The sequence below is a fragment of the Propionibacterium australiense genome (genome assembly GCF_003666605.1).
In the GTDB taxonomy this organism is placed as follows: Bacteria; Actinomycetota; Actinomycetes; order Propionibacteriales; family Propionibacteriaceae; genus Propionibacterium; species Propionibacterium australiense.
The window spans coordinates 283859-301837 of sequence record NZ_RCIV01000002.1; the positions used below are offsets into that span (position 1 = coordinate 283859).

At 68.7% G+C, this 17979-nt stretch carries 18 protein-coding genes and 1 tRNA gene; 3 read left to right on the forward strand and 16 right to left on the reverse strand.

What is annotated here, in order from left to right:
• The 16 genes from atpA to lysA all read right to left on the reverse strand — a co-directional run bounded on the left by atpA (position 1) and on the right by lysA (position 14834).
• On the reverse strand, positions 1-1635 hold the full coding sequence (gene atpA, locus D9T14_RS03330) for a F0F1 ATP synthase subunit alpha (RefSeq protein ID WP_119160733.1): 1635 nt from the start codon (positions 1633-1635) through the stop codon (positions 1-3).
• Between the two features lie 58 nt (positions 1636-1693).
• Positions 1694-2464, reverse strand: a complete 771-nt coding sequence (locus D9T14_RS03335) for a F0F1 ATP synthase subunit delta (RefSeq protein ID WP_119160734.1) — start codon at positions 2462-2464, stop codon at positions 1694-1696.
• A 6-nt stretch (positions 2465-2470) separates the two neighbouring features.
• The gene (locus D9T14_RS03340) at positions 2471-3025 is read right to left on the reverse strand and encodes a F0F1 ATP synthase subunit B (protein WP_119160735.1); all 555 of its coding nucleotides are present in this window, start codon (positions 3023-3025) and stop codon (positions 2471-2473) included.
• A 10-nt stretch (positions 3026-3035) separates the two neighbouring features.
• Complete coding sequence (locus tag D9T14_RS03345) at positions 3036-3257, reverse strand: ATP synthase F0 subunit c (RefSeq protein ID WP_119160736.1); 222 nt, start codon at positions 3255-3257, stop codon at positions 3036-3038.
• A gap of 48 nt (positions 3258-3305) precedes the next feature.
• Positions 3306-4190, reverse strand: a complete 885-nt coding sequence (gene atpB, locus D9T14_RS03350) for a F0F1 ATP synthase subunit A (RefSeq protein WP_119160737.1) — start codon at positions 4188-4190, stop codon at positions 3306-3308.
• Positions 4187-4414 carry an AtpZ/AtpI family protein gene (locus D9T14_RS03355; RefSeq protein ID WP_119160738.1) on the reverse strand — a complete coding sequence of 76 codons (228 nt, stop codon included), beginning with the start codon at positions 4412-4414 and terminating at the stop codon, positions 4187-4189. Before D9T14_RS03355 ends, atpB begins: the two co-directional genes overlap by 4 nt.
• Entirely contained in the window at positions 4407-4856 is a 450-nt protein-coding gene (locus tag D9T14_RS03360; protein ID WP_119160739.1) for a hypothetical protein, read from the reverse strand. Before D9T14_RS03360 ends, D9T14_RS03355 begins: the two co-directional genes overlap by 8 nt.
• On the reverse strand, positions 4853-5971 hold the full coding sequence (locus tag D9T14_RS03365; protein ID WP_119160740.1) for an MraY family glycosyltransferase: 1119 nt from the start codon (positions 5969-5971) through the stop codon (positions 4853-4855). The genes D9T14_RS03360 and D9T14_RS03365 overlap by 4 nt, the downstream gene beginning before the upstream one ends.
• 8 nt (positions 5972-5979) lie before the next feature.
• Entirely contained in the window at positions 5980-6783 is an 804-nt protein-coding gene (locus D9T14_RS03370; protein WP_119160741.1) for an L-threonylcarbamoyladenylate synthase, read from the reverse strand.
• Entirely contained in the window at positions 6780-7673 is an 894-nt protein-coding gene (gene prmC, locus D9T14_RS03375) for a peptide chain release factor N(5)-glutamine methyltransferase (protein ID WP_170175692.1), read from the reverse strand. The genes D9T14_RS03370 and prmC overlap by 4 nt, the downstream gene beginning before the upstream one ends.
• Positions 7670-8746, reverse strand: coding sequence for a peptide chain release factor 1 (gene prfA / locus D9T14_RS03380; RefSeq protein ID WP_119160743.1), 1077 nt, complete (start codon positions 8744-8746; stop codon positions 7670-7672). The genes prmC and prfA overlap by 4 nt, the downstream gene beginning before the upstream one ends.
• A gap of 113 nt (positions 8747-8859) precedes the next feature.
• Positions 8860-9078: a 50S ribosomal protein L31 gene (gene rpmE, locus D9T14_RS03385; protein ID WP_119160744.1), complete on the reverse strand. Its 219-nt coding sequence runs from the start codon at positions 9076-9078 to the stop codon at positions 8860-8862.
• 139 nt (positions 9079-9217) lie between these two features.
• Positions 9218-11062, reverse strand: coding sequence for a transcription termination factor Rho (rho, locus tag D9T14_RS03390; RefSeq protein ID WP_259340960.1), 1845 nt, complete (start codon positions 11060-11062; stop codon positions 9218-9220).
• A 382-nt stretch (positions 11063-11444) separates the two neighbouring features.
• Positions 11445-12059: a bifunctional phosphoserine phosphatase/homoserine phosphotransferase ThrH gene (thrH, locus tag D9T14_RS03395; protein WP_119160746.1), complete on the reverse strand. Its 615-nt coding sequence runs from the start codon at positions 12057-12059 to the stop codon at positions 11445-11447.
• Between the two features lie 36 nt (positions 12060-12095).
• The gene (locus D9T14_RS03400; RefSeq protein ID WP_119160747.1) at positions 12096-13421 is read right to left on the reverse strand and encodes a homoserine dehydrogenase; all 1326 of its coding nucleotides are present in this window, start codon (positions 13419-13421) and stop codon (positions 12096-12098) included.
• Positions 13422-13430: 9 nt separating this feature from the next.
• Positions 13431-14834, reverse strand: coding sequence for a diaminopimelate decarboxylase (lysA, locus tag D9T14_RS03405; RefSeq protein ID WP_119160884.1), 1404 nt, complete (start codon positions 14832-14834; stop codon positions 13431-13433).
• A gap of 120 nt (positions 14835-14954) precedes the next feature.
• Here lysA and D9T14_RS03410 point away from each other — a divergent pair.
• The 3 genes from D9T14_RS03410 to D9T14_RS03420 all read left to right on the forward strand — a co-directional run bounded on the left by D9T14_RS03410 (position 14955) and on the right by D9T14_RS03420 (position 17908).
• A tRNA-Arg gene (locus D9T14_RS03410) sits at positions 14955-15026 on the forward strand.
• Between the two features lie 85 nt (positions 15027-15111).
• Positions 15112-16551: a glycosyltransferase 87 family protein gene (locus D9T14_RS03415; RefSeq protein ID WP_119160748.1), complete on the forward strand. Its 1440-nt coding sequence runs from the start codon at positions 15112-15114 to the stop codon at positions 16549-16551.
• Complete coding sequence (locus D9T14_RS03420; RefSeq protein WP_119160749.1) at positions 16535-17908, forward strand: glycosyltransferase family protein; 1374 nt, start codon at positions 16535-16537, stop codon at positions 17906-17908. The genes D9T14_RS03415 and D9T14_RS03420 overlap by 17 nt, the downstream gene beginning before the upstream one ends.
• Positions 17909-17979 lie beyond the last annotated feature (71 nt).

Sequence of the window (17979 nt, forward strand, 5' to 3'; positions counted from 1 at the left end):
TCAGGACCTCTTCGTGGCGACGATCTTGACCTGGCTGATGTCCTCTCCGTCGACCTCTTCGGCCTCACCGCGTTTCAGCGGCTGGCCGTCGCTGGTGCGGAAGATGTCCGAGAAGACATCGATCTGGCGGGCGAGTTCCTCGGTGGACTCGGCCGCCAGCTCGCCGGAACTCGCGATCGCCGCGAGGACGTCGCTCTGCTCGCGCAGATGCTCGATGAACTCGTCGACGAAGCGCAGCACGTCCTCGACCGGGACGATGTCGAGGTGGCCGTTGACGCCGGACCACAGGGCCACGGCCTGCTCGGCCATCGGGACCGGGCTCGCCTGGCTCTGGCGCAGCAGCTCGGTGAGGCGAGCGCCCCGATCCAGCTGGCGGCGGCTCGTCGCGTCCAGGTCGGAGGCGAACATGGCGAAGGCCTGCATGTCGCGGTACTGGGCCAGGTCGATCTTCAGCGTGCCGGAGACCTGCTTCATGGCCTTGGTCTGGGCGGCGCCCCCGACCCGGCTGACGGACAGGCCGACGTCGACGGCCGGGCGCTGGTTGGCGTTGAACAGATCCGACTGCAGGAAGATCTGCCCGTCGGTGATCGAGATGACATTGGTCGGGATGTAGGCCGAGATGTCGTTGGCCTTGGTCTCGACGATCGGCAGACCCGTCATCGAGCCGGCGCCGAGATCGTCGGACAGCTTGGCGCAGCGCTCCAGCAGACGGCTGTGCAGGTAGAAGACGTCGCCGGGATAGGCCTCGCGTCCCGGTGGCCGGCGCAGCAGCAGCGACATGGCGCGGTAGGCCTCGGCCTGCTTGGTCAGGTCGTCGAAGACGATGAGGACGTGCTTGCCCGCGTACATCCAGTGCTGGCCGATGGCCGAGCCGGCGTACGGGGCGATGTACTTGAAGCCCGCGGGCTCGGAGGCCGGGGCGTTGACGATGGTGGTGTACTCCATCGCGCCCGCCCTCTCGAGGTTCTCCCGGACCTCGGTGACGGTCGAGTTCTTCTGGCCGACGGCCACGTAGATGCAGCGGACCTGCTTGGCCGGGTCGCCGGACAGCCAGTTCTCGCGCTGGTTGATGATCGTGTCGGTGGCGATGGTGGTCTTGCCGGTCTTCCGGTCGCCGATGATGAGTTCGCGCTGGCCGCGGCCGATCGGGACCATCGAGTCGATGGCCTTCAGGCCGGTCATGAGCGGCTCTCGGACCTCCTGCCGGTGCATGACGTCGGCGGCCTGCAGCTCCAGGGCGCGACGTCCCTCGACGTCGGTCAGCGGGCCCTTGCCGTCGATCGGATTGCCCATGGCGTCCACGACACGGCCGAGGTATCCGTCGCCGACCGGCACCGAGAGGATCTCACCGGTGCCGCGCACGACCGAGCCCTCGTCGATGCCCTCGGAGTCACCCAGGATGACGGCACCGATCTCACGGGCCTCGAGGTTGAGGGCGATGCCCATCGTGCCGTTCTCGAAGCGCAGCAGCTCGTTGGCCATCGCGCGCGGCAGTCCCTCGACGCGCGCGATGCCATCCCCCGAGCTCACCACGCGCCCCACTTCCTCGGGTACGGCCTGAGCGGGCGTGAAGCTCTCCACGAAACTGGCCAGTGCGCTACGGATCTCCTCCGAGCTGATACTCAGTTCAGCCATGGCGTCCTGTCTTCCTCGATTCCTGCATGTGGGCCCCGCGGGGCCTGGTCTGTGGGGATCAGGCGAGCTGCCTGCGGGCCTGATCCAGGGTGGTCGCGATCGTCCCGTCGATCACCTCGTCGCCGACGCGCACGAGGACCCCGCCGAGCACCTCGGGGTCGATGCTGATGCTCAGGTCGACCGGTGTGGCGTAGACCCGGGCAAGCTGCTCACTCAGCCGTTCGGCCTGGTCGGCGGGCAGTGCCCTGGCCACGGTGACCCGGGCGAGCAGCCTGCCGAGAACAGCCGAGGCGATCTCCTCGTAGCCCGCGATCGTCCGGCCGACCCGGCCACCACGGCGGGCCGCGTGCTGGACGAGGAGGAGCGTGGCGGCACTGATCCTGGGACCGAACAGCCTCGTCACGAACGCGGATCGCTGCTCGGGCCCGGATCCGTGCGCCGACAGGGCCTGCTCGATCTGCGGAAGCTCACCGATCAGGCGGGCGCAGGCGCCGAGCTCGTCGCGGACCGTGGCGGGATCGCCCGAGCGTACCGCGCTGCGCACGCCCTGCCTCTCAAGGGCGTCGGCCAGCTCCAGACCGAATCGCCAGTCCATGGCGGCGGCGGTGGCCAGCAGGTCCACCGCTACCGAACCGATCCGCTGACCGAACAGCCGCTCGGCGAGCCGCCCGCGGGCAGCGGCGGCGAGACTCGTGTCGGTCAGGGCGCGGCGCAGCTGAGGATTGGCGCGCAGGGCCTCGACGACCTGGAAGAGATCGTCGACCAGCGTCGCGTCCGGCGTGAGCCCGCCTGCCGCTGCGTCGAGTGCCGCGAACCGGTTCTCTGCCATCGTGGTTCACTCCCCCGCGTCCTGGGCACGGACGGGCTGGGTCTCCAGCTCAGCCAGGAAGCGGTCGACCGTGTGGCGGGCGCGTTCGTCGTCGCTGAGGGACTCCGACAGGATCCTGCCGGCCAGCGTCGTGGCCAGGACACCCACCTGCGAGCGGAGCTCGCTCATGGCGATCTCGCGTTCGACGGCGATCTGGGCCCTCGCCTCGGCGATCATGCGCGCCTGTTCCTGGGCCGCCCGCTCCTTCGCCTCGGCGATGATCTGCTCGCCCTGCTCCCTGGCCTCGTCGCGGGCGCGGGAGGACTCGGCACGGACCTGCTCGAGCTGCCTCTGGTACTCGGCCTTGGCGGCGTCGGCCTCTGCCTGCACCCGCTCGGCGTGCCTGATGCCGCCCTCGATCTCGTTGGCGCGCCGCTCGTAGAGCTCCTCGAAGCGGGGAGCGACCATCTTGGCCATGATCAGCCACATGAGCGCGAGCAGCGCCAGTCCGGCGAGGAACTCGGGCAGTTCGGGCAGCAGGGGGCCCAGGTCGAGCAGGGGCACCAGTTCGAACGGTGTCATCGCGGACTACTCACCGCACGACGAAGGCGAGGACGAACCCGAGGATCGCCAGGGCCTCGACAATGGCGAAACCGATGTAGACCGGCTGCATGATCGTGCCCCTGGCCTCGGGCTGACGGGCGATGCCGTTGATGCCGGCGTAGAAGATGAGTGCCACGCCGATGGCAGGGCCGAGCGTCGCCAGACCGTAGCCCAGAACGTTCAGCGAACCGCTAATCTCCAACGGAGTCATTGCATTTCCTTTCGGTTTCTTGTCGGGTGAAGACGACCGGATGGCCCCTCAGTGGGCCTCGCCGACGGAGGAGCCGATGTACTGCGCTGTCAGCATCGTGAAGATGTAGGCCTGCAGGAAGCCGATGAAGAGCTCCAAGCACAGCATGACCATGCCGAAGAGCAGCGCCACCACGCCGGTGACGTTGTAGAAAGCGTTGTGCGCCCAGGTGAGCAGTGCCGCGCCGCCGCCGACGAAGACCATGATCGACATGTGGCCGGCGAACATGTTCGCGAAGAGTCGGACCGACAGGGTCAGTGGCCGGGTGATGAAGGCCGAGATGAATTCGAGCGGGATGATCACCGGGGTCAACCAGATCGGTACCCCCGAGGGCACCATGGCGACCTTCAGGTAGCCCAGCCCGTGCTGTTTGAAACCCGACACGACGTATGCCGCGAAGGTGCAGATCGCCGCCGCATAGGCGTAGCTGACCCGCGAGAACGTCGGGAACATGAACAGGAAGAGCTCACCGAACCAGTTGCTGACGAGCACGAAGCAGAAGACGGTGAGCAGATAGGGCACGAACCTGCGGTATCCGGGGCCGATCATGTCGCGGCCGATGTTGCGCACGAAGTTGTAGACGTACTCGGCGAAGAACTGCGCCTTGGTGGGCACGATCCTCAGCTTGCGCGAGGCGATGAGCCAGAACACCAGGATCCCGACGAAGGCGACGAGTGCCAGCAGGAGCGGTTTGTTGAACCACCAGATGCCGAACCAGCCCTCGAACTGGAAGTCCTCGGTGCTCGGCGACTCCCAGCTGCTGGCCGCACCGGTGAGGAGCTGGGAGGCCTTGGTGGCCGCGATCCACACGACGATGACGAGGACCGCGATGAGGGCCGGGCTGGAGCCCTTCTTCGTGGCCTGACCGGGAATCGTTGTCTGGGCAGTGCTCATGCGTCGCCTCCGAACCTCTTGACGATCAGGTAGACGGCTGCCGCCGCACCCAGCACGAGCCCGACGGGCAGGCACAGGCGGGTGTGGAGGAAATGATCGGCGAGCCAGCCGAGCGCACCGTAGAAACCGATGCCGGCGAGCAGATAGGGCACGGCCGCCACACCGTTGCCCGCGGGAGAGGACTCGGCTCCGTTCGTCGGGGTCTCGAGCTGATGATCACTCACCGGCGACCCCCTCCGCATCGTTGCCGTCGTAGATGTAGCTCCGCGTCCGACGCTGAGCCCAGATGATCCCGAAGGACCAACCGCACACCAAGGTTACCGTCGTCCAGGCGAACCAGTCCATGCGATCCCGCTCAGCGAACCAGCCGGCCGCCTCGAGTCCATGCATCACGAGGATCACCGCGGCCGCCCTGGCGACGAACCCTGCCAGGAGCGGGCCGAGGGCCCGCGTGCCCGGCGTGCGCAGGGCGCGGGAGTCCCCGAGGACGCTCGCCACGAAGTACGCCCCGACGACGAGCAGTGCCGTTGCCCAGCCCCTGAGTCCGTCGCCGCCCGCGACGAGGAGGCCGGCGACGGCGGCCGGGATGCTGTACAGCAGCGCCCAGGCCAGCCCCCAGCGCAGCATCGTGCGCTGCCAGGGGCGCTCGGCCGGCCGATCCGTCACGAGGCGTTCTGCCTTGCGGTGCGGCGGGCCCTGCTGAGCGGGCCGATCGTGACGAGGACGGCCACGATGACGAGCAGGACCAGCCCGGTGAGGAGCCAGCCGTTCCAGACCAGGCCGAGGACGATGACGCCGAAGGCGACGAGGGCGGTCCACATGTACATGATGAGGACGGCCTTGACCTGCGAGTGCCCGCGCTGGAGCAGGCGGTGGTGCAGGTGCTTCTTGTCGGCCACGAACCACCAGTTGCCGTTCCAGGTCCGGCGGACGTAGGCCAGCGTCAGGTCCGCCAGCGGGATCGCCATGACGGCGATCGGCAGCAGGATGGGCAGCAGTGCCGGCAGGACGTCGCCGCTGCTGGGGGTCAGGGCGGAGGAGTCGATCTGCCCCGTCAGCGAGATCATGCTGCAGGCCAGTAGCAGGCCCAGCAGCATGGATCCCGAGTCGCCCATGAACATGCGGGCCCGGTGGAAGTTGTGCGGCAGGAAACCGGCGCAGACCCCGGCGATCGTCGCGCTGACCAGCGAGGCCGTCGTCGCGACGACGAACTGCTGCTGGTAGGCCAGCAGATAGGTGTAGACGAACAGCGCGAACGCGCCGATGCCCACGACACCGGCGGCGAGACCGTCCAATCCGTCGATGAGGTTGATGGCGTTCACGCAGACGAAGATGTACAGCACCGTGACGAGCAGCGACGTCGGCGTGTCGAGGGCGATGATCTGGTGCGGCAGGCTCACCCAGTACATGCGCACGCCGTTGAGGACGACGACGCCGGCGGCGAGCACCTGCCCGGCGATCTTGGCCATCCACGGCAGGTCGATCGCGTCGTCGATGGCGCCGATGACGCAGATGACGGCGGCGGCGGCGAAGATGCCCAGGGCGTCGTGCGTCAGTGTGGCGTGGCGCCCGAGGAAGGGCAGGTGGATGGCGAGGAGGAAGGCCGCCAGCACGCCGATGAGCATGGCCATGCCGCCCAGGTAGGGCGTCGGACGCGAGTGCACGTCGCGTTCGCGTACCGGCGCCAGAGCGCCGGTGCGCACGGCGGCACGCCGGCACGGCCCGCAGAACAGGAACGTGCCGAGGGCCGCGATGAGCATGACCAGGACGTACTCGCGCATGGGCCGTCTCAGCTCGTCGTCCGGTCGTGCGTCCCGGCGGGATCGGGGGTCCCGGCCGCTCCGGGAGCCTGGCCGTCCGGCCGTTCGCCGGCGCCGGGATCGGGGGCCGGCGGCTCGGCGTCCTCAAGACCCGGGCTGCACTCGAGCAGTTCCTCGTAGCCAATCGTCCCGGCGCGAAGAATGCGACCGGCGTACTTCTTGGTGAAGTCGACGATCGTCGAAGCCGTCGAGCCGGGCGTCGGCCCGCCGTCGAGGTAGACGGCGACCGAGTCCCCGAGCATGGCCCGGGCACGATCCACGTCGGTGGCGGCCTCCTGCCCGGAGACGTTCGCGCTCGAGACGGCCAGTGGCCCGGTGTGACGCAGCAGTTCACGGGCATCGTCGTTGTCGGGCACGCGGACGGCGATCGTGCCACCGCTCTCCCCCAGGTCCATCCGCAGGCTCGTCGGGGCGCGCAGGATCAGGGTGAGGGCACCGGGCCAGAACCTGGCCACCATGCGCTTGGCGCCCGGCGGTATCGCAGCGGCCAGGGCCGGCAGCATGGCGGGTTCGGCGATGAGGACCGGCGGTGGCATGTCCCGACCGCGGTGCTTGGCGTCGAGAAGGCCCTGGACGGCCTGCGGCGAGAACGGGTCGGCGCCGATCCCGTAGACGGTGTCGGTTGGCAGGACGATCGTTCGCCCGGCCTCCACGGCGCGCCGGGCCGCTGCCATCGCCTCGTCGCGCTGGGTGCGCAGGTCGAAGCGCACGGCGGGCGCGTCGCCGGCAGCGGAGGCTGTCTCGATCTGCTTGGCCTCACTCACGGTGCTCATTCTTCCACCTCGGGGCCGAGTGCCCCGGATCCGCGCACCGCGCTGACGAAGCGAGGCCTGCCGGTCAGGTCCAGGTGATCCTCGATCGTGTGGAAGGCCCCGGTGCCGGCGAGCAGCCGCGGGGCGGTACCACCCTGCGTGTCGTCGTGCTCCGCCACGAACCAGCCGCCCGGTCTCAGGAGCCTGGCCGCGGTGCCGGCGAGCACGCGCAGGGCGTCCAGGCCGTCCTCGCCTGCGAAGAGGGCCTCGTGGGGTTCGTGCCCGAGCACGTCGTCGGGCAGCTGGGCGGCAGCGGACTCGGGGACGTACGGCGGGTTCGCGACGACCAGGTCGACACGGTCGTCGAGTTCGTGCAGGGCATCGGCCATGTCGGCGTGCACGAGCTCGACGCCGCGCGGTTCCAGGTTGAGCCGGGCCCATGGCAGGGCCGCCTCGGAAGCCTCGACGGCCCAGATGCGTGGCCGGCCGGGATACTCCTCGGCGATCGAGGCCGCGATGACGCCCGAACCCGTGCACAGGTCGACGACGACCGGTTCCGGCCCCGTGACCGGGCGCAGGGCGACGAGCGTGCGCAGCGCGAACTGGACGACGGTCTCGGTCTCGGGGCGCGGGATGAACACGCCGGGTCCGACGAGCACCTTGATCCTGCGGAACCATGCCACGCCGGTCAGGTACTGGAGGGGTTCACCGCTGCCGCGGCGGGTGAGCAGTTCCTCGTAGCGTCGGGCCACGAGCTCATCGAGCTCACGCGTCGTGGCGAGCCCGGATGGTTCCATGCGAGCGGCATGGGCCAGCAGCAGCCGGGCGTCGGCCCTGGGCGTCGGCAGGCCGGCCCGCGCGAGCCGCTCGATGCCCTCCTTGATCATCGCGGCGGGACGCCGGGGGCTCATCGCTGCCCCACCCGGTCGAGGCGTTCGGCCAGGTCGGCCTCGTGGAGTGCAGCGAGCACCGGGCCGAGTTCGCCGGCGAGGACGGCGTCCAGGTTGTGCGCCTTGAAGCCGATGCGGTGATCGGTGATGCGGTTCTCGGGGAAGTTGTAGGTGCGGATCCGCTCGGAGCGGTCGACCGTGCGCACCTGGGAACGCCGGGCCTGCTCCGCGGCGGCGGCCGCCTCCTGCTCGGCGGCTGCGACGAGCCGGGCGCGCAGGATGCGCATGGCCTGCTCCTTGTTCTGCAGCTGGCTGCGCTGGTCCTGGCAGGTGACGACGATGCCGCTGGGCAGATGGGTGATCCGTACCGCGGAGTCGGTGGTGTTGACTCCCTGGCCGCCCTTGCCGGTGGAGCGGTAGACGTCGATGCGCAGCTCGTCGGGATCGATCTCGACCTCGTCGTCCTCGACGTCCGGCATGACGAGGACGCCGGCGGCCGAGGTGTGGATCCGTCCGGCCGACTCGGTGACGGGCACGCGCTGGACCCGGTGCACGCCGCCCTCGAACTTGAGGACACCATAGGGTGACTCGTCGGCGCCCTGCCCCGGGCGGGCGCGGAAGGCCACCGTGACCGACTTGTAACCGCCCAGGTCGGTCCCCTCCGCCTCGAGGACCTCGACGCCCCAGCCGACGTGCTCGGCGTAGCGTCGGTACATGGTCAGCAGGTCGGCGGCGAACAGGGCGGACTCCTCGCCGCCCTCGCCGGACTTGATCTCCATGATCGCGTCATTGGCGTCGTTGGGATCGCGGGGTGCCAGCAGGCGGGTGAGCCGCTCGGCGACGGCCTCCCGGCGGGCGCCGAGCGAGACGGCCTCGGCTGCGAACGCCGGGTCCTCGCCGGCCAGTTCCTCGGCGGCCGCGAGATCGTCGGTGAGCTGGTCGTACTCGTCGAGGGCCCTCACGATGCCGGTCAGCTCCGAGTAACGGCGTCCGAGGAGGCGCGAGCGCTTGGAGTCGCCGATCACCGCTGGATCGGTCAGCTGGGTCTGCAGCGCGCAGAACTCGTCGCGCAGCGACTGCGCGGCTTCGAACACGTGGCTCTCCTTCCGGATCGGCCGGGCCCGTTCGGGGGGATCAGTGTGCCGGGAGACGGCGTGGAGACGACTCAGGCGCCGAGGGAACTCCCCCGGCGCCTGTTGTCACGGGTCTACTTGGCCCCTTGACGCTTGCCGTATCGACGCTCGAAGCGGGCCACACGACCACCGGTGTCGAGGATCTTCTGCTTGCCGGTGTAGAAGGGGTGGCAGCTGCTGCACACGTCGGCTGACATGGTCTGGCCGGGGTAGGTGCTGCGTGTGGTGAACCCGTTGCCGCAGGTGCACACGACCTTGACGTCGTGGTACTCGGGATGAGTTGCCTTCTTCATGTTCTTCTCCTGTTTCCTCGTTCCGGGTCGCCCTCAGCGAGCCCCGCGCGGAGTGCGGGGACGGGCGTGAACCGGAGCGCCGCTCAATGGTAGCCGATGGGGCTGGACCCATCCAGCCTCGCTGGATCTCGGTGCGGCATCAGTCGCCGCCGGGCGTCGTACGCGAGATGACGACCAGGAACTCGGAGTTGTTGCGGGTCTTGCGCAGCCGGCCGAGGAGGGTCTCGGTGGCCTTCTGCTCGTCGAGGCCGGACAGCACGCGCCGCAGCTTCCAGATGATGTCGCGCTCCTGCGCGCTCATCAGCAGTTCCTCACGGCGGGTACTGGAGGCGTCCACGTTGATGGCCGGGAAGATGCGTTTGTCGGCGAGCTGGCGCGACAGGCGCAGCTCCATGTTCCCGGTGCCCTTGAACTCCTCGAAGATGACCTCGTCCATCTTGGAGCCGGTCTCGACCAGCGCGGTGGCGAGGATCGTCAACGAACCGCCGTTCTCGATGTTGCGGGCCGCCCCGAAGAACTTCTTGGGCGGGTACAGGGCCGCCGAGTCGACGCCGCCGGAGAGGATCCGACCCGAGGCCGGGGCGGCCAGGTTGTAGGCGCGCCCGAGACGGGTGATGCCGTCGAGCAGGATGACGACGTCGCGGCCCAGCTCGACCAGGCGCTTGGCGCGTTCGATGGCCAGTTCGGCGATGGTCGTGTGGTCCTCGGCGGGGCGGTCGAAGGTCGAGGCGATGACCTCGGCGGTCGTCGTGCGCTGGAAGTCGGTGACCTCCTCGGGGCGCTCGTCGACGAGGACGACCATGAGGTGCACCTCGGGGTTGTTGACGGTGATGGCATTGGCGATGCTCTGCATCACCATCGTCTTGCCCGCCTTCGGCGGGGAGACGACGAGACCTCGCTGGCCCTTGCCGATCGGCGACATGAGGTCGATGATGCGGCCTGTCATGTTGGTCGGAGTCGTCTCCATGCGCAGGCGTTCCTGCGGGTACAGCGGCGTGAGCTTGGCGAACTCGGGTCGCCGCCTCATGTTCTCGGGCGTGGTGCCGTTGACGGTGTCCAGCCGCACGAGCGGGTTGTACTTCTCCCGTCGCTCGCCCTCGCGGGGCTGGCGGATGGCACCGGTGATGACGTCGCCCTTGCGCAGACCGTTCTTGCGAACCATCGACAGCGAGACGTAGGCGTCGCTGGGCCCCGGCAGATAGCCGCTGGTGCGGACGAAGGCGTAGTTGTCGAGGACGTCGAGGATGCCCGAGACGTCCACCAGGACGTCGTCCTCGCGCACCACCGGGTCCTCCAGTTCGTTCATGCCGCCCCGGCGACGGTTGGAACGATCGCGGTTGCGGCGGCGGCGCGAGCGGCGCGAGCCGCCGGACTCCTCATCGTCACGACGGTTGTGGTCGCGGTTGCGACGCTGCTCGCCGCCGTTCGCGGCGGCTCTGCCGGATTCGTTCTCACCGGTCTTCCCGGAGAGACGGTCGAGGCGAGCGCCGATCTCGTCGGCGGTGTCGTTGCCAGTGCCCCGGGAGGCCTTGTCCCGCCCTTCGCCGGAGTCGGCGGCGCTCTCCCGCTGGCGGCGGTCGCCGGAGCGCTGCTCGGCCGCCTCGAGGCGGGCCGCCACGGCAGCGGCGGTGGACAGCGCCGCCTCATCAGCCGTGGTGCTGGGGGGTGCGCCCGGCCCAGCCGCCTGCTCCGCGGCCTCGCGGCTCGCCTGCTCGGCGGTCTCGCGGCTGGAGCGGCTGCTGCTCTGCTGGGACTGTGCGCCGTTCCGGCGGCGGGCCGACTGCCTGGGCGCTTCCTGCTGCTCGCCCGCTTCGGGACGGTGGGCACCGATCACCTCGATCAGATCGCCCTTGCGCATGTTGCCGACGCCCTTGATACCGAGCTTGGCTGCGACTGCCTTCAGCTCGGACAGCTTCATGGCGCTCAGTGCGGCGGTGGTGGAGCCCCCGCCCGCCGCGGCGGAGACAGCCTGGGTTTCGGTCACTGGATTCCTTTCAACAACCGCATGGGGCTCCCGCGCCGTGTCGGGGAGCCGTTCGGCGCCGCACCGGTTCGCCGGTGACGGCTGACGTCTGTTGTGCCCGGACACGGCACGGCACCCTCCGCCGGTGGCGGATCGGCACATTCGTGCGGCGCGTCACGGTGTTGAGGGGTCGGTTCGGCGAACTCCGGATCGCGTCTGGCCCTGCAGCACTGAGCACAGTGAGCCCCTGAGCGAATGAGGATTCGGGTACCGGCCCGTTTGGCTCAACACCCGGGCCATGTGAGGACAAGGGCTGAGGCGCCTCGTCACGGGACCACTGTAGCAGCGCACCACAACGGCGGTGAACTGCACACGGTGTGAACACGAGAATCCCGGACGCTCCTCAGCGGGCCTCGATGCGCTCCGCGGCCTGCTCGAAGAGCCTGGCCAGTGCATCGTAGTCGGTGGCGATGGGCAGATCCGGGAACTCGCTGATGACGTTGGGGGGCGGGCAGAACAACGCACCGTAGTCGGCCTCGAGCAGCATGCGGGTGTCGTTGTAGGAGTCCCCCGCAGCCATGGTCGTGAAGTTCAGCCCGCGGAAGGCCCTGACCGCCTCGCGCTTCTGGTCCGCCATGCGCAGCCGGTACCCTGCGACCCGGTCGTCGTCGATGATCAAGTTGTGGCAGAAGATGGTCGGACGGCCCATCTGAGCCATCAGGGGCTCGGCGAAGTCGTAGAAGGTGTCCGACAGGATGACGACCTGCCAGCGCTCGCGCAACCAGTCGAGGAAATCGACGGCACCGGGCATGGGACCCATGTCCGCGATGACCTCCTTGATGGTGCCCAGTCTCAGGTCGTGCTCGGCCATGACCTTGAGGCGATGCCCCATCAGTTCGTCGTAGTCACTGATGTCCCGCGTGGTCAGACGCAGCTCATCGATGCCGGTGGCCTCGGCGACATTGATCCAGATCTCGGGGACGAGAACGCCCTCCATGTCCAGACAGACAACATGCATGGTGCTCCCTGTTCTCCTCGTCAGCTCCCCGACCACTCAGACGCCCTCGACGCGCATGAAACGTACCTGGCCGTGGACGTAGCTGGTCTTCTCGAGTTCGGTGATGCAGGCCATGACGTCGGCCTCACGCGCCGTGTGGGTGACCATCGACAGGACGGCGAGGTCGGGGCGGTCCTCGAGACGTTCGGCGTGCTGGTGCACGGAGTGGATCGACACGCGGTGCTGGGCCAGCAGACCGGCCACCGCGGCGAGCACGCCGGGCTGATCGGCGACCTGGAACCTCAGGTGGTAGCGGGTGCGGGTCTGCCGCATCGGTGCGATCTGGAGACCCTGGTACACCGAGTGGGCCGGGTTCTCGACACCGCGCAGCCGGTTGCGGGCGACGGTCACCAGGTCACCGGTCACGGCACTGGCCGTCGGCGAGCCACCGGCACCGGGCCCCATGAACATGAGCCGGCCCGCATTGGCGGCCTCGATGAAGATCGCGTTGTTGGCGCCGGAGACCATCGCGAGCGGGTGAGCGTGCGGAACCATGACCGGGTGCACGCGCACCTCGATGCGACCCTCATCGTCGAGCCGGGCGACGGCCAGCAGCTTGATGACGCAGTCCGCCAGCTCGGCTGCCGTGATGTCCTCGCTCGTGACACCGGTGATGCCCTCGCGGTAGACGTCATCGATGCGAACCGTCGAGTGGTAGGCCAGGGAGGCCAGGATGGCGGCCTTGGAGGCGGCGTCGAAGCCTTCGATGTCGGCCGTCGGGTCGGCCTCGGCGAAACCGAGCTTCTGCGCGGTCGCCAGGGCGGTCGCGAAGTCCTGGTGCTCGGTGGTCATCTTGTCGAGGATGTAGTTGGTGGTGCCGTTGACGATGCCCATGACAGCCAGGATCTGATCGCCGACGAGCGACTCGCGCAGTGGCCGCACGATCGGGATGGCACCGGCCACCGCAGCCTCGTAGTAGATGTCGACACCCTCGCGCTCAGCAGCGGTGTAGATCTCCTCACCGTGCTTGGCCAGCAGTGCCTTGTTGGCGGTGACGACGGAGGCGCCGTGCTCGATCGCGGACAGGATGAGCCGGCGCGCCGGCTCGATGCCGCCGATGAGTTCGATGACGATGTCGGCACCGCTGTCGGCGACCAAGGTGACAGGGTCCTCGGTGAGCAACTCGTCGGGGATGCCCGGACGTGGCAGGGAGGCATCGCGCACCGCGATCCCCACCAGCTCGAGCGCACAGCCGCTCTTCGCCGCGAGGTCCTCGTGCTGGGTCAGCAGCGTGTGAGCCACCTGGGCGCCCACCGTGCCGCACCCCAGCAGTGCGACCTTCAGCACGTCACGGGTGCTCGGATTCTTCGTCTCGTCGGTCATCTCGCCCTCTCAGTCACCAACATCCAGACTCATCAGGTCCTCCATGGTCTCACGGCGGATCATCGGGTGCAGTTCGCCCCCGCTCACGCGGACCACGGGCGGTCGCAGCGCGTGGTTGTAGTTGCTGGCCATCTCGCGGCTGTAGGCACCCATCCCCGGCACCGCGATGAGGTCACCGGGGACGACGTCACCGGGCAGGAAGACGTCACGAACCAGGATGTCGCCGCCCTCGCAGTGCTTGCCGACGACCCGGGACAGCACGGCGGTCTCCCCGGAGGCGCGGTTGGCCAGGACACCCGAGTACTCGGCCGCGTACAGCGCCGGACGGATGTTGTCGCTCATGCCGCCGTCGACGCTCACGTACAGGCGCTGGGCGCCCCCGTCCAGGTCCACGACCTTCACCGTGCCGACCGTGTAGACGGCCATGGTGCTGGGGCCGGCGATCGCACGGCCCGGCTCGATGGACATGCGGGGCACCTCGATGTTGTAGGCGCGCGCCTCGTGCTCGACGATGTCCCGCAGGCCGGCGGCCAGGTGATCGGGGGTGGCCGGGGAGTCCGCGCTCGTGTAGGCGATGCCGAAACCACCCCCCAGGTCCAGCTGAGGCGGGTGAACTCCCGTGGCGTCGGCGAACTGACTCATCAGTTTGATGGTGCGGCGCGCGGCGATCTCGAAACCGCCGGTGTCGAAGATCTGGGAGCCGATGTGACTGTGCACCCCCAGCAGCTCGGTGTAGGGACTGTAGTGGCAGCGGACCATGGCGACCATGGCCTGGCCGTTGGCGATCGAGAAACCGAACTTCTGGTCCTCGTGAGCCGTGGCGATGTACTCGTGTGTGTGCGCCTCGACGCCCGGGGTCACCCGCACCATGACCCTGGCCCGCCAGCCGCCTGCCCGGCACAGCTCCTCGATGCGGGCGATCTCGTCGAGGGAGTCGACGATGATGCGCCCCACACCGCTGCGCAGAGCCAGTTCGAGTTCCTCGGTGGTCTTGTTGTTGCCGTGCATGCCGATGCGATCCGGATCCATCCCCCCGGCGAGCGCCACGGTCAACTCGCCACCGGAGCAGACGTCGAGATCGAGGCCCTCCTCCGCGATGATGCGCGCAATCGTGCGGGTCAGCATCGCCTTGCCGGCGTAGTAGACGTCCCAGCCGCGGAAGGACTGGGCGAAGGCACGGGCGCGGGACCGGAAATCGGCCTCGTCGAAGAGGTAGACCGGTGAGCCTTCACGCTCGATGGCGGTCCGCACGTCGACGCCGCCCACCTCAAGGCTGCCCGCCTCGTTGCGCCGGACCGTGCTGCTCCACAGCGCCGGGTCGAGGGCATTGGGATCGGCGGGCCGGGAGAGCCACTGGGGGCTCGGAGCTGCGACATCGGCGTGAACCGCGCCGGCAACATGCATGTGGGTCACGATGCACAATACTTCCAGACCGGGCCGAGGCTTTCCAGGCAGCCGGCACCGGCGCGCCGTTGTTCGCCTCCGTCACCACTGGGGCGCTATGCTGAGGAGCGGTCCGCCACGGCGGGTCATGCTCCCGTAGCTCAGGGGATAGAGCACCGCCCTCCGGAGGCGGGTGCGAGGGTTCGAATCCCTCCGGGAGCGCACAGAGTCAAACCCGCCCCGCGCGCCGAAGCGGGCCTCACGGGTTGACGAGTGGTGCTCGGCAGCTGGCCACGGAAAGGACACGATGACGGCAGACCAGCCACTCATCGGGACAGGGGCGACCGCCGCCACCCCGTCCAGTGTGTCCACTCGCCTCTCACGCCAGATCACCCTGGCCTTCACTCGCGAGCGTCTGCAGTCAGGCCGTTTCCTGTTGTTCTTCTGGTTCGTCGCCCGCCTGGTGGTCTGCTGCATCTGGGCCTTCTTCATCCCGTCGACGCAGGGCGACGTCGTCTACTACTACGAGAAGATCCAGGTCCTGTTCGACTCCGGGCCGTCGAGCACGCTCACCGAGTACCCCACCCCGGTCATCGCCCTGCTCGTCATCCCCTATCTGCTCGGCTTCGGCACCCAGCACGGCTACGTGGTGACCTTCGCCCTCATGATGCTGGCCCTTGACGCGGCCTTCACCTGGTCGCTGTGGCACACCGGTGGCGCCATGAAGGGGCAGGCCGTCGTCTTCTGGACGCTCTTCCTGGCCCTGGTCGGCCCGACCGCCTATCTGCGCTTCGACCTCATCACCTGCGTCCTCGCCGGCTGGTCCGTCATCTTCCTGCTGCGCCGGCACAGCGTCATGGCCGGCGCACTGACCGCGGTGGGCGCGGCCGTGAAGCTGTGGCCCGCGCTGCTGTGGCCCGCGCTCCTGCCCGGCTCCAGGCGCCAGAAGACCACGACGACGATCGGCTTCGCGCTCACCGGGATCGTCCTCGTGCTGGCCTCCATCGGCTTCGCCGGCTGGGATCGTCTCATGTCGCCGCTGCGCTGGCAGTCGGGGCGGGGCCTGCAGATCGAGTCGATCGCGGCCACGCTCCCGATGCTCGGCCGGGCGTTCGGCACCGGTGACTACGTGGTGACCCTCAGCCGCTACCAGGCCTACGAGATCTGGGGCCCGGGCGTCAGTACGATCGTCACGATCGCCGACGCGGCCTTCTACGCCGGCATTGCCGCCGCGCTCCTGGCCTATCTGACCTGGTTGTGGCGTGGCCATGGCCGCATCATCGAGGCCGTTGCCCTGCTGCAGCTGGTGATCCTCATCATGATCGTCACCAACAAGACCTTCAGCCCCCAGTACATCATGTGGATCGGCGGCCCCCAGGCCGCCGCCTACGCCGTGCTCGGCGCCCGCAGCCAGCGCACCGAGAGCTTCTTCACCGACCGGTCGCGCATGAACGCGATCTCGATGTGGATGCTCATGGCCACGGCCTTCACGCTGCTCGTCTACCCGATCTGCTACGACCGTCTGGTCAGCGACTGGAACGTCGGTGACGAACTGCTTCGCCTGCCGGCCACGGTGCTGCTGGCCATCCGCAACATCGCGGTGGTCATCGTCCTCGGACTCGTCGTGCGCTGGGTGTGGAGCTTCCTGCGCCCCTCCGCGGTCCGGGCCGTCCGGGCACGGCTGAGCGGTACCAGGCACGCACAGGCCTCGGACGACGAGGAGTCACGTGGTGAGCCCCACGACTGAGCAGCAGACAGCATCACCCCAGAACCGCCTCCTGCCGCCCGCATTCGAGGCTCTCTGGCTGATCGGCTTCTGGACCCTGAGCCGGGTCGTCATGCTGTGCCTGTGGCTGGCGCTGTGCAGCTTCATCCGCAACGACGTGAACTACTACGCGCTGTCGGTCACCGACCTGCCGATCCCCGTCCTGACCGACCTGACCGGTGTCCTCGTCGAGTACCCCACTCCCCTCGTCTGGCTCATCCAGCTGCTGGAGTGGCCCTCGGGCGGTTCCGTCGATCTGTACGTCCTGCTCTTCGCGGTGGCCGCGGCCACCGTGGACGGCGTCTGCTGCGCCGCCCTCCACCAGCGTGAGAGCAACCGTGCCGCATGGATCTGGGCCCTCTGTGGCGCCCTGCTCGGTCCCCTGCTGTGGTTCCGGCTGGACATCGCACCGGCCCTGTGCGTGCTGGGGGCTCTGCAGCTGATGAGCCGCCGGCCGGCACTGGCCGGGGCGCTCCTGGCGGTGGGAGCGGGGTTCAAGCTGTGGCCGGCGCTGCTCATCGCACCGATGCTGGGCCGTTCACGTACCGCACGACGCCGCGGGGCGGGCTTCCTCGTCACCGGCGGCGTGCTCGTTCTACTCTCACTGGTCACCTCCGGTCTCGGCAGAACCGTCTCGCCGCTGAGCTGGCAGTCCGAACGGGGCCTGCAGATCGAGTCGGTCTGGGCAACGCCGCTCATGCTCTCCCGTGCCCTGGGCGCCACCGGAGTGGACGTCCAGTTCAGCGATTTCAAGGCCTACGAGGTCTTCGCCACCTCCGTCGGGGGGTGGACGATCGCAGCGAGCGTCGTCATGTTCATCCTCATCGTGCTGTCCCTGGTCCTGTCGGCCATCCTGGCCCGGCGCGAGCAGGACCAGGCCCCGGGCGCACCCGGGGCGGTCCCGGACCACGAGTGGGCCGTGCGCCTGGCCGCCCTGGCGATCATCGCCGGGTGGATCGTGGCGAACAAGACCCTCAGCCCCCAGTACATGATCTGGCTCTTCGGGCCGCTGGCCCTCGTCGCCACGGGCCTGGGCAGGACGGGTAGAGCGGGTACGGCCCGGCGTCTCGTCGCCGCGGGACTGGTGGCGACGGCACTGACCCAGCTCGTCTATCCACTCACCTACAGCGGCATCATCTCCGTCCTCGACCCGAACGTCGGTTCGACGATGATCCTCGTGCTGCGCAATCTGTGCGTGATCACCCTGGCCGTACTGGCCTGGGCGGAGGCCTTCCGCGCAGCACTGTGTCCTGAGGCTCCTCGGACATGCCTTCCCCTACCACCCGAGCCCCCAGGGTGGCACTGCCAAATCAGTGACGATTTGTCAAGTCAACACTGATGATGTGATCAGAAATGTATATTCGAGGCCCTCGAGATGCACGATCGACAGCGATCGAGGGCAATCTCTAG

Excerpts from the sequence above, each read along its gene's own strand:
- D9T14_RS03335 (WP_119160734.1), bottom strand. The coding sequence starts at position 2,464 with ATGGCAGAGAACCGGTTCGCGGCACTCGACGCAGCGGCAGGCGGGCTC.
- atpB (WP_119160737.1), bottom strand. The coding sequence starts at position 4,190 with ATGAGCACTGCCCAGACAACGATTCCCGGTCAGGCCACGAAGAAGGGC.
- D9T14_RS03365 (WP_119160740.1), bottom strand. The coding sequence starts at position 5,971 with ATGCGCGAGTACGTCCTGGTCATGCTCATCGCGGCCCTCGGCACGTTC.
- rpmE (WP_119160744.1), bottom strand. The coding sequence starts at position 9,078 with ATGAAGAAGGCAACTCATCCCGAGTACCACGACGTCAAGGTCGTGTGC.
- D9T14_RS03400 (WP_119160747.1), bottom strand. The coding sequence starts at position 13,421 with ATGACCGACGAGACGAAGAATCCGAGCACCCGTGACGTGCTGAAGGTC.
- D9T14_RS03370 (WP_119160741.1), bottom strand. The coding sequence starts at position 6,783 with ATGAGCACCGTGAGTGAGGCCAAGCAGATCGAGACAGCCTCCGCTGCC.
- D9T14_RS03345 (WP_119160736.1), bottom strand. The coding sequence starts at position 3,257 with ATGACTCCGTTGGAGATTAGCGGTTCGCTGAACGTTCTGGGCTACGGT.
- thrH (WP_119160746.1), bottom strand. The coding sequence starts at position 12,059 with ATGCATGTTGTCTGTCTGGACATGGAGGGCGTTCTCGTCCCCGAGATC.
- D9T14_RS03340 (WP_119160735.1), bottom strand. The coding sequence starts at position 3,025 with ATGACACCGTTCGAACTGGTGCCCCTGCTCGACCTGGGCCCCCTGCTG.
- D9T14_RS03415 (WP_119160748.1), top strand. The coding sequence starts at position 15,112 with ATGACGGCAGACCAGCCACTCATCGGGACAGGGGCGACCGCCGCCACC.
- prmC (WP_170175692.1), bottom strand. The coding sequence starts at position 7,673 with ATGAGCCCCCGGCGTCCCGCCGCGATGATCAAGGAGGGCATCGAGCGG.
- atpA (WP_119160733.1), bottom strand. The coding sequence starts at position 1,635 with ATGGCTGAACTGAGTATCAGCTCGGAGGAGATCCGTAGCGCACTGGCC.